Raw genomic sequence first — 11875 nt, forward strand, 5'->3', positions numbered from 1 at the left:
CGCCGAGGTGCGAAGTCATGACCTATGTCGTCACCGAGAACTGCATCCGCTGCAAGTACACCGACTGCGTCGAGGTCTGCCCGGTCGACTGCTTCTACGTCGGCGAGACCATGCTGGTGATCAAACCGGACGAGTGCATCGATTGCGGCGTCTGCGAGCCCGAATGCCCGGCCGATGCCATCAGGGCCGACACCGAACCGGAGATGGCGGGCTGGAAGACCTTCAACGCCAAGTACGCCGATCTCTGGCCCAACATCACCGAGAGGACCGAGCCGGCCGACGACGCCGCGGCGTGGGACGGCCGCAGCGGCAAGCTGCTCGACCTGTTCGGGACTGCCGACCCGGCGTCCGCCTGAGCGAGGACTGATCCGTCGATGAGCAAGTTCTACGAGGAGCGCGTTCTGTCGGTCCACCACTGGACCGACAACCTGTTCTCGTTCCGCACGACGCGGGATCCGGCGTTCCGGTTCCGCAACGGCGAGTTCACCATGATCGGCCTGGAGGTCGAGGGCCGGCCGCTGCTGCGCGCCTACTCGGTGGTCTCGGCCAACTACGAAGAGGAGCTGGAGTTCTTCTCGATCAAGGTCCAGGACGGCCCGCTGACCTCGAAGCTGCAGCACCTGAAGGTCGGCGATCCGATCATCGTCGGCAAGAAGCCCACCGGCACGCTGGTGCTCGACAACCTGCTGCCGGGCCGCAACCTGTACCTGCTGGGCACCGGCACCGGGCTGGCGCCGTTCCTGTCGATCATCAAGGATCCCGAGGCCTACGACCGGTTCGAGAAGGTCGTGCTGGTCCACGGCTGCCGGCAGGTGCAGGAACTCGCCTACGGCGAGACCATCACCGAGACGCTGCCGCGCCACGAGTTCCTGGGCGAGATGATCTCGAGCCAGCTGGTCTACTACCCGACCGTGACCCGCGAGCCGTTCCGCAACCGCGGCCGGATCACCGACCTGATGGTCTCGGGCAAGCTGTTCGAGGATATCGGCCTGCCGCCGATGGCGATCGAGAACGACCGCTTCATGCTCTGCGGCAGCCCCGACATGATCCGCGACACCCGCGAGCTCCTGTCCTCGCGCGGCTACGAGGAGGGCAACCACGGCGAGGCCGCCCACTACGTCATCGAGAAGGCCTTCGTCGAGAAATAGCGCACCCGCGCAGGCCGTTCGGCCTCAGCCCGGTGCGGTCCGGAATTCAGGCTGCGCGAACCCAGACCGCGGTGTCGTGGAAGGCGGCGCCGTCGTTGGGCGCGGCCGGTGCGGACCCGATCAGCGCGTTGATCCCGCTGCCCCCGCCGATGAAGGCCGCGCTCGGCCACAGGCTCTCGACCACGACGACGCCCGGCTGCTGCCCCTCGGCCAGCCGCGCGTGCAGCCGGACCCGGCCGCGGGCGTTGCCGACCTCGACGGCGTCGCCCGTGCCGATCCCGAGCCGGTCGCCGTCCGCGGGGTGGATCAGGCAGGTCGGCCGCCCCTCGCGGCGGAGCGACTCGGGCACGTTGGTGAAGGTCGCGTTGAGGAACTGGCGGGCCGGCGGGGCGATCATGCGGAACGGGTGCTCCGCGTCGGCGGGCTCGGCCTCCGGCCAGTGATCCGGCAGGGACGGCATCCCGGCCGCGCGCGGGCCCAGTGACGCCCAGTCGGGCGCGAAGCGGAAGCGCCCGTCGGGATGGCCGAACCCGTTCAGGAAGTGGCTCTCGGCAAAGTCCGGCTGCGCGTCGATCCAGCCCTCCGCCTCCAGCCTGTCGAGGCCGCCCCAGCCGGAGCGTGACAGGGTCGCGTCGGCGAGGTCCCGGGCGCTCAGGCGGAAGCCCGCGTGGTCCGCGCCGAGCCGGGCGGCGAGCGCCGAGAGGAGCGCGTGGTTCGACCGGCACGCGCCCGGCGCCTCCAGGATCGCCGGGCCGGCCTGGATGTGGCTGTGGCCGCCGGCCCCGTAGATGTCGTCGTGCTCCAGGAAGGTGGTGGCCGGCAGCACGAGGTCGGCGAGCGCGGCCGTCTCGGTCAGGAATTGCTCGTGCACGGCCACGAACACGTCCGGCCGCGCGAGCCCGGCGCGCACCCGGGCGCTGTCGGGCGCGGAGACCGCGGGATTGGCCGACTGGATCAGCATGGCGCGGACCGGGGGCCCGCCCTGCAGGGCGTCGGGATCGTCGGCGAGCACGGCGCCGATCCGGCTCATGTCGAGCTCGCGCACGCCCGGCGCCCGGGCGTCGAGACCCTCCGTCAGGGTCTTGTCCCAGTTGAAGATCGCGGCGTGCTGCCAGAGGGCGCCGCCGCCCGGGTGCTGCCACGCGCCGGTGACGGTCGGCAGGCAGGTCACCGCGTGCAGGTTCACCGCGCCGTTGCGGCTCCGGGTGAAGCCGAAACCGCAGCGGATGTAGCTGCGCGGCGTGTTGCCGTAGAGGGCCGCGAAGGCCTCGATCGCGGCGGGCTCCAGGCCGGTGATCGCCGCCGCCCATTCGGGCGTGCGCGACGCCAGATGCGCCTCCAGCGCGGCCGTGTCCTGTGCGTGCGCGGCGAGATAGGCCCGGTCCGCGTGGCCGTCGCGGAACAGGACGTGGAGCACCGCGCAGGCCAGCGCCCCGTCGGTCCCGGGCCGGGGCGCGAGGTGGAGGTCGGCCGCCGCCGCGGTCCCGGTGCGGTACGGATCGATCACCACCAGCTTGGCGCCGCGCGTCTTGCGGGCGCGGCTGATGTGGGTCATCGCGTTGACCTGCGTGCTGACCGGGTTGCCGCCCCAGACCACGATCAGGTCGGACAGCGCCATCTCGCGCGGATCCGGCCCGGCGATCCGGCCGACCCCGGCGCTCCAGCCCGCGATCGCCACCGCCGTGCAGATGGTGCGCTTGCGCCGCGAGTAGCCCATCACGTGGGTCAGCCGGTGGATGCCGTCGCGCTGGACGAGGCCCATGGTGCCGCCCGAGTTGTACGGCCAGACCGCCTCCGGCCCCCAACGGTCCGCCGTCTCGGAGAAGGCCGCGGCCAGCCGGTCGAGCGCCGCGTCCCAGGAGATCCGGCGCCACGCCCCGCCGCCCTTCGGCCCGACGCGCTCCATGGGGTGGAGGATCCGGTCCGGGTGGTGGACGCGCTCGCCGTAGCGGCTGACCTTCGCGCAGATCACCCCGGCCGTGTAGGGGTTGTCGCCGCCCCGGACCGAGACGACGCGCCCGTCCGCGACTTCAACGTCGAGGCTGCAGGCGGAGGGGCAATCGTGCGGGCAGACGGTCCGGACCAAGCGACGAACTCCCGTGGCGCCAGCATGGGGAAGCAAGGACCGTGCGGTTCTGGGCCTTCCGCCGGGGGATCGCAAGGCGTGTCGCCGCCGGTCGCTCGGCGCAGGGCGCGCGACATCACCGACACGGCATCGATCATCTGGACCGCCTCGGCCACGGGCGTCGCCGCGGAGGCGACCTCGCCGCCCTCCCCCGCGCAGGGTCTGCGCGCCCGCGGACCGCGCGCTCAGCTCACCGCGTCGAGGGACGTCTGCGCGATGCGGAACGCGAGCTGCTTGAGGGCGACCGCGCACGCGTTGGTGACGTGGAGGCGGGCCAGCTGCTCGGCCTTCGCGGCGTCCCGGGCCCGGAAGGCCGCGACGAGGGCGTCGATCTCGGCGAGGCTGTGCGGCAGCCGCTCGGGATGCATCAGCGATGTCGCGCGCAGCAGGTTGATCCGCGAGTAGAAGCCGCGAAGGGTCTCGCGGACCAGATCGTTCCCGCAATGGCTGAGCATCACGTCGTACAGGACGCCCTTGGCGCGCAGGACGCGGTCCGTGTCGCCGCTGCCGGCAGCCTCGCGCAGATCGCCGGCTGCGCGTCCGAACTCGGCGATCGCCGCGTCCGTGGCCTGGGTGGCGAATTCGTGCGCCGCGTAGCCCTCCAGCACGGCCCGCAGCGCGTAGAGCTGACGCGCCTCCTCCACCGAGATCGAGGCCACGACCGGGCCGCGATGCGGCACCGTGTGGACGAGCTTCTCGGCCTCGAGCCGGCGCAGGGCCTCGCGCACGGAGGCGCGGCTGACGCCGAGCCCCTCGCACAGCTCGCGCTCGATCAGCCGCTCGCCGGGGGCGTAGACGCCCGACGTGATCGCCTCGCGGACGGCGTCCTCGACCTTTTGCCGGAGCGTGTCCGGCTGGATGGCCCTGATCTTGTTCATCGCTGGGGATTCGGGGATCATTGGCGAGCCGAAGCGGTGGCATGGCGCAGCCTCGGGTGGCAAGGCGTGCCCCGGCGCGCGTCGGTCAGCCCCGGCCCCGCGCGGCCAGTTCGTCGCGCAGGATCGGCGCGGCCAGTTCCGCGCCGTGCATTCCGATCAGGCTGACAATCTCGAGGACTTCCATCAGCTCCTCCTTGGTCGCCCCGTAACCGAGGGCGTTCTTCATGTGCATCTTCAGGCCCGGCACGTAGAGGTGCGTCGCCGCCGCGTCGAAGGCGCAGTAGACAAACTCCTTCATCTTCGGCGTGAGCACGCCGTGGCGCCAGGGCCAGGCCGAGAAGTCGAGGTAGCCCTCGAACAGGTCGGGATCGAGTTCGAGGAGACCGTCCCAGAACGCGTGCCAGTAGCCCCGGTCGCGGGTGAAGTCGGATTTCAGCTGCTCCTGCCGCGGCGTCAGCGGCGCGGGGCCGCTCCGCTGCCCGGCCTCCTCCAGCACCTCCAGCAGCAGCGGCACGCCGATGTTGCAGGCGTGGATGCCGAGGGTCGCCGTGAGCGCGAGCACCTCCGTGATCTCCTCGGCCGTCGCGCCCGCATCGAGGGCGTTGCGGATCTGGCGGCGCGTCCCGGGCGCGTAGAGGTGGGTCGCGGCCGTCGCGGCCGAGAGCGCGATCAGGGCGCGGTCCTTGGCGCCGAGATGGTTCTTGCGCACGGGGACCATCGCCAGTCGGGCCCAGGCGTCGAGGAAGCCCGGGGCCAGCTCGGCGAGGGCCGCCTGCTCCGCGTCCCAGTAACCGAGCTCGCCCTGCACGGTGTGCCGGAGGCTCTCCGGGCTCGGCGCGGGCCCGGTCATGCCGTGGCTCCGGCGTAATCGGCCTCGACCACCTCGTCCTGCCAGTCGGTCTTGCCGAGCGAAATCGCCGTGTGGAGCAGGTAGCTGTCGGCGGCCGCGCCGTGCCAGTGCCGCTCGTCCGCGGGGATCCAGACGGTGTCGCCCGCGCGGATCGGCTGCGCCTGCTGGCCCGCGACGCAGATCCAGCCCTTGCCGGCGGTGACCTGCAGGATCTGGCCCTGCGCGTGCGCGTGCCAGAAGGTCCGCGCGCCGGGCGTGAAGAAGACGTTGTTGATCATCACGCCGCCCGTCGACGGCATCACCGGATCGGCCCAGACCTGCCCGGTGAAGGTCGGCCCGCGGCTCTCGGACTTCGCGCTGTTCTCGCGGCCGTGGAAGATCTGCATCGTATCCTCTCAGTTCTCGTGTCGGTTGCCGTGGAGCCGGACACCGCCGGAGACGTCGCCGATGGCGTCGACGACGCGGTTGGAGATGACGTCGCCGTAGCCGAGCGCCGTGGCGAGGCCGAAGCTCGCCATCGGGCCGGACGCGTTGAGGGAGGCGACGCCGAGTTCGTGCAGGAGATCGGTGTAGAGCACGACGTCCTTGGTCATCAGCTTGCCGGTCAGGCCGCCTTCCAGGTAGTCGCCGTCGACGATCTTCGGGAAACGGTTCAGCGTCGCGAAGTTGACGCCGCTGGAGGCGTTCAGCACCTCCAGGAGCCGGTGCAGGTCGAGCCCGGCCTTCCGGCCCGCGACCATGACCTCCGCGGTGGCGGCGAGGCTGACCGCGTTCAGGAAGTTGTTGAGCAGCTTGGTCGTGTGGCCGGCCCCCGATCCGCCCATCACGACGACCTTCTGGGCGATCGGCGCGAACACCCAGTCCAGCCGGTCGATGACGGCGGGATTACCGCCGACCATCAAGGTCAGCGTGCCTTTCTCGGCCGCGGCGGCGCCCCCGGAGATGCCCGCGTCGACGTAGGCGACGCCGCGCTCGGCCAGCGCCGCGGCGATGCGGCGCGTCGAGCTGGCCGAGGCCGTGCTGAGGTCGACGACGATCTGCCCGTCCCGGCAGCCCGCGAGGACCCCGCCCGCGCCGAGCACGACACGCTCGACCACCTTGCTGTCGGGCAGGGACATCAGGACCACGTCCGTCTCACCGACGACCGCGGCGATCGAGCCCGCATCCGTCGCGCCCCAGCGCGCGGCGGCCTCCCGGTCGGTGTCGAAGCCGACCACATCGATCCCCGCGCCGGTCAGGCGGCGCGTCATGCGGCCGCCCATGTTGCCGAGCCCGATGAAGCCGATCCGGTTCCCGTTCATGCTGCGTCCTCCGCGCGGCGTCCGGCTCAGTGGCCGGTGCCGAAATCGACGTCCTTGGTCTCCGGCCCGATGAGCGCGCCCACGGTGCCGATCAGGCCGCCGACGATGAGCAGGGCCACGGGCGTCAGCGCGAGCGGCATCAGCGCGCTCAGCCAGTCCATGTAGAAGGCGTAGAAGGACGGGATCACCACCGAGAGGCTGAAGCCGATGCCGAAGCCGGTGGCGCGGACATCCGTGGCGAAGCGCTCGTTGATGTAGGTGACGATGACGCCCCAGGGCGAGGTCACGATCACCGCCAGGAGGCTGACCAGCAGCACGCGGGTGCCGAACGCCATCTCGGGCGTGACGGTCAGCGTGTAGAGGATGTACGCGCCCACCGTCGCGATCAGCGGGCCGACGATCACGAAGAACCGCCGGCGGCCGATGAGCTGCCCGAGGAGGCCGGAGCCGATGTAGCTGAAGAACAGGATCGTGTAGCAGATCATCAGCGTCGCGGTCAGCGCGAAGCCGTTGAGGTGCAGGGTCTTCACCAGCAAACCGGTCGGCATGTAGATCGTGATGATGTTCTGCGTCGTCCAGAAGCCGGTCATCAGCAGCAGGACCTGCAGGAGGTCGCGCCCGCCCTTCCCGGAGAACAGGCCCGCCATGGGCGATGCCTCGGCCTGTTCTGCCCCGGCGGCGGCCTCCTTCTTCCAGACCTCCGATTCCGAGACCTTGTGGACGTAGTAGAGCGCGAGCAGGCCGGCGAGCGCCGCGCCGACGATGAAGGGGATGCGCCAGCCCCAGATTGTGTAGGGCGACCCGGGCCCGTCGAGCGGGAACAGGTAGAACATCAGCATCGTGATGAGGTTGATGCTGACATAGGCGGCCGGGAAGCCCGCGATGATCAGGCCGCCGACGAAGCCGCGCTTGTCCTTCTTGGAATACTCGATGGCGAGCGGCATCGCCCCGGTGTAGCCGCCGCCGAGGAAGATGCCGTCGAGGAAGCGCAGCAGCACCAGCAGGATGTACGAGGCGAGGCCGAGCGTCTCGTAGCCGGGCAGCAGGCCGATCAGCAGCGTGATCACGCCGAAGCCCGCCACCGAGTAGATCGAGGCGGCCCGGCGGCCGACCTTGTCGGCGATCAGGCCGAAGATGAGCGCGCCGATCGGGCGGCCGAGCAGGGTTGTGATGAACACCAGCGAGGCCAGCACCGTCTCCACCTGGGGAGACAGGTTCTTCGGCTGGAACATGAACATTACTGGCGCCAGCGCGACCACCGGCAGGTAGATGTCGAACATGTCGATGTATTCGGAGAAGAACGCGCCGCGGATGGCGCTCTTCCGCTTCTCCTCGATCGACTGGGACGCGGCCGGGCGCGCGCCCGCCGTCTCCGTTGTCAAGGCTGCCGACGTGACCGACATGGCGTCTCCCTCCCTGTTCGTCTGCCGCGCGAGTTTTCTGACTGCGTCGGACCTGGGCGCGGGTGCGGGCTCAGCGCCCGCTGGCGTGCTCTCTGTCCCAATCGGCGATCGCCGCGGAGGCGGTCCGGAAGGCGGCCAGGGCCGCCGGGGCGCCGCAATAGACGAGCGCCTGCATCAGCACCGCCTGGATCTCGTCCCGGCTCACGCCGTTGTTGAGCGCGCCTTTGACGTGGACGCCGAGCTCGTGGTGCTGGTTCATCGCGGTCAGCATCGCGATGTTGAGCATGCTGCGGGTCTTGAACGGCAGCGTCTCGTCGCCCCAGACCGCGCCCCAGCAGTACTCGGTCACGAGCCGCTGGACCGGACGGTTGAACGCGTCGGCATTGGCCCAGGACTTCTCGACATGGGCGGCGCCGAGGACGGTCTTGCGGTTCTCGAAACCCTGGCCGAACAGCTCGCTCTCGTCGGACATCTGGTTCTCCTGGTCGGGGCCGACGCGCGCGGGCGCCGGCCGCATCGCGCGGGACGGTTCAGTCGAGGCCGAAGCCGATCATCGCCTTGGTCTCAAGGTATTCCTGGAGACCGGCCTCGCCCCATTCCCGGCCGTTGCCGGACTGGCGGTAGCCGCCGAACGGCGCGTGGACGTCCGGGGGCGGGTAGTTGATGTGGACCTGCCCGCCGATGAGCCGCCGCGCCACGGCGCGCGCCCGGTCGCGGTCCCGTCCCTGCACGTAGGCGGCGAGCCCGTAGCGCGAGCCGTTGGCGATCACGATCGCCTCGTCCTCGCTGTCGTAGGCGAGGATCGACAGGACCGGGCCGAAGATCTCCTCCCGCGCGATGGTCATGTCGGGGGTCACGTCGGCGAAGATTGTCGGGCGGACGTAGAAGCCGCGGTCGAGGTGGTCCGGCCGCTCCGGGCCGCCGGCGACGAGCCGCGCGCCCTCCGCGATGCCGGTGCGGATCAGCCCGACGACGCGCTCGTACTGGGTGCGGTTGACCACCGGGCCGAGATCCGTCTCGGGGTCGGCGGTCGGGCCGAGCCGGAAGCCCGCCGCCGCCTCGGCCGCGATGGCGGCCGCCTCGTCCATCCGGGCCCGGGGCACGAGCATCCGCGTCGGGATCGAGCAGGACTGTCCCGAATTCGTGCAGCAGGCCGCGACGCCGCGCCGGACCGCCTGATCGAAGTCGACGTCCTCCAGCAGGATGTTGGCGGACTTGCCGCCGAGTTCCTGCGCGACGCGCTTGATGGTCGGGGCCGCCGCCCGGGCGATCTCGATCCCGGCGCGGGTCGACCCGGTGAACGAGACCATGTCGATCCCCGGATGCGCGGCGATCGCGGCGCCGACGCCGGGGCCGTCCCCGTTCACGAGGTTGAACACGCCCGGCGGCACGCCCGCGTCGTGCAGGACCTGCGCGAACAGCATCGCGCTGACGGCCGAGTACTCGCTGGGCTTCAGCACCATCGTGCAGCCGGCCGCGAGCGCCGGGGCGATCTTCACGACGATCTGGTTGATCGGCCAGTTCCAGGGGGTGATCAGGCCGCAGACGCCGATCGGCTCGCGCCGGATCCGGGTGGTGCCGCGATCCTCCTCGAACGCGAAGCGCTCCATCACCGCGATGAGCGCGTTGAGGTGCGCCGGGCCCCGCGCCGCCTGCCCCTTGCGCGCGAAGCCGATGGGCGAGCCCATCTCCTGCCGGATCGTCTCCGCGAAGATCTCGAACCGCTCCTCGAAGAGCGCGAGGATCCGGCGGAGGAGCGCGACGCGTTCGGCGGGCGCCTTCTCCGAGAAGGCCGGGAAGGCGGCGCGGGCCGCGCGCACGGCCCGGTCGACATCCGCGGCATCGCCGAGCGCGAGGGTGCCGAACGCCGTCTCGGTGGCGGGGTCGATCAGCGGGAACGGCCGGGCCGAAACCGGCTCGACCCAGGCGCCGTCGATGTAGAAGCGGCTGAGATCCGGGAGCGCCATCGTCTCAGGCTCCTTCGGCCAGCAGGCGGTACATCTCGGTGTGGTCGGCCGCGGGCCCGACCTCGCCGGCGATCGCGTGCCAGGTCTCGATGCAGTGCCGGCCGAACCCGAGCGGGTAGTCGACCGAGTCAGCCAAAGCCCCGGCGATGCCGAGATCCTTGTCCATCAGCTTCAGCGAGAAGCCCGAGGCGAAGCTGCCGCTGAGCATGAACTGCTTGACCTTGTTCTCGGAGGTGTTGCTGCGCCCGGACGAGGCGTTGAGCACGTCGGTCATGGCCTCCGGCGCGATGCCGAAGCGCTGCGCCACGTGGAGCGCCTCGACGGTGGCGAGCAGGCCAGCGGCGGAGACGAAGTTGTTCAGCGCCTTGGCTGCGTGGCCCGATCCCGCCGGGCCGATATGCAGGACGGATGAGCCCATCGCCTCCAGCACGGGCCGCCAGCGGGCGAGGAGATCCGCCGCGCCACCGACGAGGATCGCGAGCGTTCCGTCTACCGCCCGCCGCACGCCGCCCGAGACCGGCGCGTCGAGATAGCCGAGCCCCTTCCCGGCGAGCGTCTCGCCGAGCGCGCGGGAGCGCACCGGCTCCGACGAGCTCATGTCGATCACGGTGGCGCCGGCCGGGAGCGCGTCGGCCCAGCCCTCGTCGAGCAGCACCGCCTCGACGATGGCCGAGTTCGGCAGCATCGTGATCAGCAGGTCGAGTTCGGACGCGTTCTCCCGCGTGAGCGTCGCCGCGCCGAGATCCCGGGCGAGCGCGTCGGTCCGGCCTGCATCCGCGTCCAGCAGGCGGAGCGCGTGCCCCGCTCGGGCCAGGCACCGGCTCATGGGATCGCCCATCATGCCGAGGCCGATGACGCCGATGGTTCTCTGTTCCATGCCGTGAATATCCCTCTGAGCGACGGCCGGAGAGGCCCGGCGCCGCGTGTCCCCGTCAGCGCAGGGCGGAGAAGTCCGTGGGGGCGAGGAAGGTGTTCTCGATCCGGGCGACGATCGGCCGGTCCTTCTCGGTCTCGGCGCGGGCGGCGATCCAGTCCGGATCGGCCTGGAAGGCGTTCCAGCGCGCCTCGCGCTGGGCCATGTCCTCCCACTTGAGCAGGTAGGTGAGCGCGTGGTTGTCGGGACCGACGAGCGTGGTCCAGAAGCCGACCTGCTCGATGCCGTATTTCTGGAAGAAGCCGAGCGTGGTGGAGCGGAACCGCTCCAGCAGGGCCGGCAATCGGGTCGGGGCGCAGTAGTAAACGCGCATCTCGACGATCATGGAATCCTCCGGTCAGTAGGTCGGTGAAGCGGTCGGAGGCAGGTCGACGCGCGCGATCCAGCCGGCGACATCCGCGGACGCCGGCGGGTAGATCGCGAGAACCTGCGGATCGTGGCCCGGGACGATGTGATCCTCGGACTCGGCCAGATGCCGGACCGTCCGGTAACCCTCGAACATGTCGCCAACATTGTAGACGATGGGATAGGCGAGCCGGCGACCGATATTGGCGTAGAAGTGCGCGGCGTCGGAGGCCAGCACGACCCAGCCGCGCGCGGTCCGGACCCGGACGATCTGCAGGCCGTCCGAATGCCCGCCGACCCGGTGGAGGGTGATCCCCGGACATAGCGTGTCGGTCGTCTCGCGGAAGCGGACACGGTCCTCGAACAGGCGGTCCACCATCGCCTTCACGTCCTCGGCGGCGAAGGGGTGGCGGACCTCCGGGTGGCACATGCACCGGCCGGTGCAGAACGCCATCTCGCGTTCCTGGACGTGGAAGCGGGCGTTCGGGAACAGGTCGTGGTTGCCAGCATGGTCGTAGTGCAGATGGGTCAGGACGACGTCCTCGACCCGCAGCGGGTCGACGCCGATCCGCGCCAGGCCCTCCTCGACCGGCCGCACGATGCTGCGGCCCCGCTTCGTCGCCATCGCGCGGTCGAAGCCGGTATCGACGACGATCGTTCGGCCGCCGCCGACGACGACCCAGACGAAGTAGTCGATCGGCATCGGGCTGTCGTGGATGTCCCCGCCGATGAAGTTCTCGCGGGCCATACGGTGATGATGCGCGTACTTGATCGCGTAGATCTCGTAGATCTCTGCGTCCATGCGGGCGTTTCCTCTGGGCGGCCGGTTGACCCGGCTCATCCTCGCGGATGCCTCTCATCCGCGGGCCGAATGGAGCACATCGTCCGACAATCTGTCAATCTGGCAAAATCTGGTCCGCAACC

The 11875-nt window shown here is 70.6% G+C and carries 13 protein-coding genes; 2 read left to right on the forward strand and 11 right to left on the reverse strand.

Going from position 1 to position 11875, the window contains the following annotated elements:
- Positions 1–17: 17 nt before the first annotated feature.
- The gene (gene fdxA, locus ACLBYB_RS12350; RefSeq protein WP_447698938.1) at positions 18–356 is read left to right on the forward strand and encodes a ferredoxin FdxA; all 339 of its coding nucleotides are present in this window, start codon (positions 18–20) and stop codon (positions 354–356) included.
- Between the two features lie 18 nt (positions 357–374).
- Positions 375–1148 carry a ferredoxin--NADP reductase gene (locus ACLBYB_RS12355; RefSeq protein WP_447692606.1) on the forward strand — a complete coding sequence of 258 codons (774 nt, stop codon included), beginning with the start codon at positions 375–377 and terminating at the stop codon, positions 1146–1148.
- Positions 1149–1194: 46 nt separating this feature from the next.
- Here the strand turns inward: ACLBYB_RS12355 and ACLBYB_RS12360 are convergent, their stop codons facing one another.
- From ACLBYB_RS12360 to ACLBYB_RS12410, 11 genes are all read right to left on the reverse strand, one after another.
- Complete coding sequence (locus tag ACLBYB_RS12360) at positions 1195–3234, reverse strand: molybdopterin-containing oxidoreductase family protein (RefSeq protein ID WP_447698939.1); 2040 nt, start codon at positions 3232–3234, stop codon at positions 1195–1197.
- 224 nt (positions 3235–3458) lie between these two features.
- Positions 3459–4151 carry a GntR family transcriptional regulator gene (locus ACLBYB_RS12365; protein WP_042672622.1) on the reverse strand — a complete coding sequence of 231 codons (693 nt, stop codon included), beginning with the start codon at positions 4149–4151 and terminating at the stop codon, positions 3459–3461.
- 85 nt (positions 4152–4236) lie between these two features.
- Positions 4237–5001: a carboxymuconolactone decarboxylase family protein gene (locus ACLBYB_RS12370; RefSeq protein WP_020093167.1), complete on the reverse strand. Its 765-nt coding sequence runs from the start codon at positions 4999–5001 to the stop codon at positions 4237–4239.
- Complete coding sequence (locus tag ACLBYB_RS12375) at positions 4998–5387, reverse strand: cupin domain-containing protein (RefSeq protein WP_020093166.1); 390 nt, start codon at positions 5385–5387, stop codon at positions 4998–5000. The genes ACLBYB_RS12370 and ACLBYB_RS12375 overlap by 4 nt, the downstream gene beginning before the upstream one ends.
- A gap of 9 nt (positions 5388–5396) precedes the next feature.
- The gene (locus tag ACLBYB_RS12380) at positions 5397–6302 is read right to left on the reverse strand and encodes an NAD(P)-dependent oxidoreductase (protein ID WP_447698940.1); all 906 of its coding nucleotides are present in this window, start codon (positions 6300–6302) and stop codon (positions 5397–5399) included.
- A gap of 26 nt (positions 6303–6328) precedes the next feature.
- Positions 6329–7684 (reverse strand): MFS transporter, encoded by a 1356-nt coding sequence (locus ACLBYB_RS12385; protein ID WP_447698941.1) that lies wholly within the window; start codon positions 7682–7684, stop codon positions 6329–6331.
- Between the two features lie 91 nt (positions 7685–7775).
- Complete coding sequence (locus ACLBYB_RS12390; RefSeq protein WP_331298800.1) at positions 7776–8177, reverse strand: carboxymuconolactone decarboxylase family protein; 402 nt, start codon at positions 8175–8177, stop codon at positions 7776–7778.
- Positions 8178–8235: 58 nt separating this feature from the next.
- On the reverse strand, positions 8236–9672 hold the full coding sequence (locus ACLBYB_RS12395) for an aldehyde dehydrogenase family protein (RefSeq protein WP_447698942.1): 1437 nt from the start codon (positions 9670–9672) through the stop codon (positions 8236–8238).
- 4 nt (positions 9673–9676) lie between these two features.
- Positions 9677–10549 carry an NAD(P)-dependent oxidoreductase gene (locus ACLBYB_RS12400; protein ID WP_447698943.1) on the reverse strand — a complete coding sequence of 291 codons (873 nt, stop codon included), beginning with the start codon at positions 10547–10549 and terminating at the stop codon, positions 9677–9679.
- A gap of 55 nt (positions 10550–10604) precedes the next feature.
- Positions 10605–10931 carry an NIPSNAP family protein gene (locus ACLBYB_RS12405; protein WP_020093160.1) on the reverse strand — a complete coding sequence of 109 codons (327 nt, stop codon included), beginning with the start codon at positions 10929–10931 and terminating at the stop codon, positions 10605–10607.
- 12 nt (positions 10932–10943) lie between these two features.
- Positions 10944–11753, reverse strand: coding sequence for an N-acyl homoserine lactonase family protein (locus ACLBYB_RS12410; RefSeq protein ID WP_447698944.1), 810 nt, complete (start codon positions 11751–11753; stop codon positions 10944–10946).
- Between the last annotated feature and the right edge of the window lie 122 nt (positions 11754–11875).

Source organism: Methylobacterium sp. D54C, assembly GCF_053345595.1.

What these genes read in the sequence shown, in the direction of transcription:
- fdxA (WP_447698938.1), top strand. Translation starts at nt 18, where the DNA reads ATGACCTATGTCGTCACCGAGAACTGCATCCGCTGCAAGTACACCGAC.
- ACLBYB_RS12355 (WP_447692606.1), top strand. Translation starts at nt 375, where the DNA reads ATGAGCAAGTTCTACGAGGAGCGCGTTCTGTCGGTCCACCACTGGACC.
- ACLBYB_RS12365 (WP_042672622.1), bottom strand. Translation starts at nt 4,151, where the DNA reads ATGAACAAGATCAGGGCCATCCAGCCGGACACGCTCCGGCAAAAGGTC.
- ACLBYB_RS12370 (WP_020093167.1), bottom strand. Translation starts at nt 5,001, where the DNA reads ATGACCGGGCCCGCGCCGAGCCCGGAGAGCCTCCGGCACACCGTGCAG.
- ACLBYB_RS12375 (WP_020093166.1), bottom strand. Translation starts at nt 5,387, where the DNA reads ATGCAGATCTTCCACGGCCGCGAGAACAGCGCGAAGTCCGAGAGCCGC.
- ACLBYB_RS12380 (WP_447698940.1), bottom strand. Translation starts at nt 6,302, where the DNA reads ATGAACGGGAACCGGATCGGCTTCATCGGGCTCGGCAACATGGGCGGC.
- ACLBYB_RS12390 (WP_331298800.1), bottom strand. Translation starts at nt 8,177, where the DNA reads ATGTCCGACGAGAGCGAGCTGTTCGGCCAGGGTTTCGAGAACCGCAAG.
- ACLBYB_RS12395 (WP_447698942.1), bottom strand. Translation starts at nt 9,672, where the DNA reads ATGGCGCTCCCGGATCTCAGCCGCTTCTACATCGACGGCGCCTGGGTC.
- ACLBYB_RS12400 (WP_447698943.1), bottom strand. Translation starts at nt 10,549, where the DNA reads ATGGAACAGAGAACCATCGGCGTCATCGGCCTCGGCATGATGGGCGAT.
- ACLBYB_RS12405 (WP_020093160.1), bottom strand. Translation starts at nt 10,931, where the DNA reads ATGATCGTCGAGATGCGCGTTTACTACTGCGCCCCGACCCGATTGCCG.
- ACLBYB_RS12410 (WP_447698944.1), bottom strand. Translation starts at nt 11,753, where the DNA reads ATGGACGCAGAGATCTACGAGATCTACGCGATCAAGTACGCGCATCAT.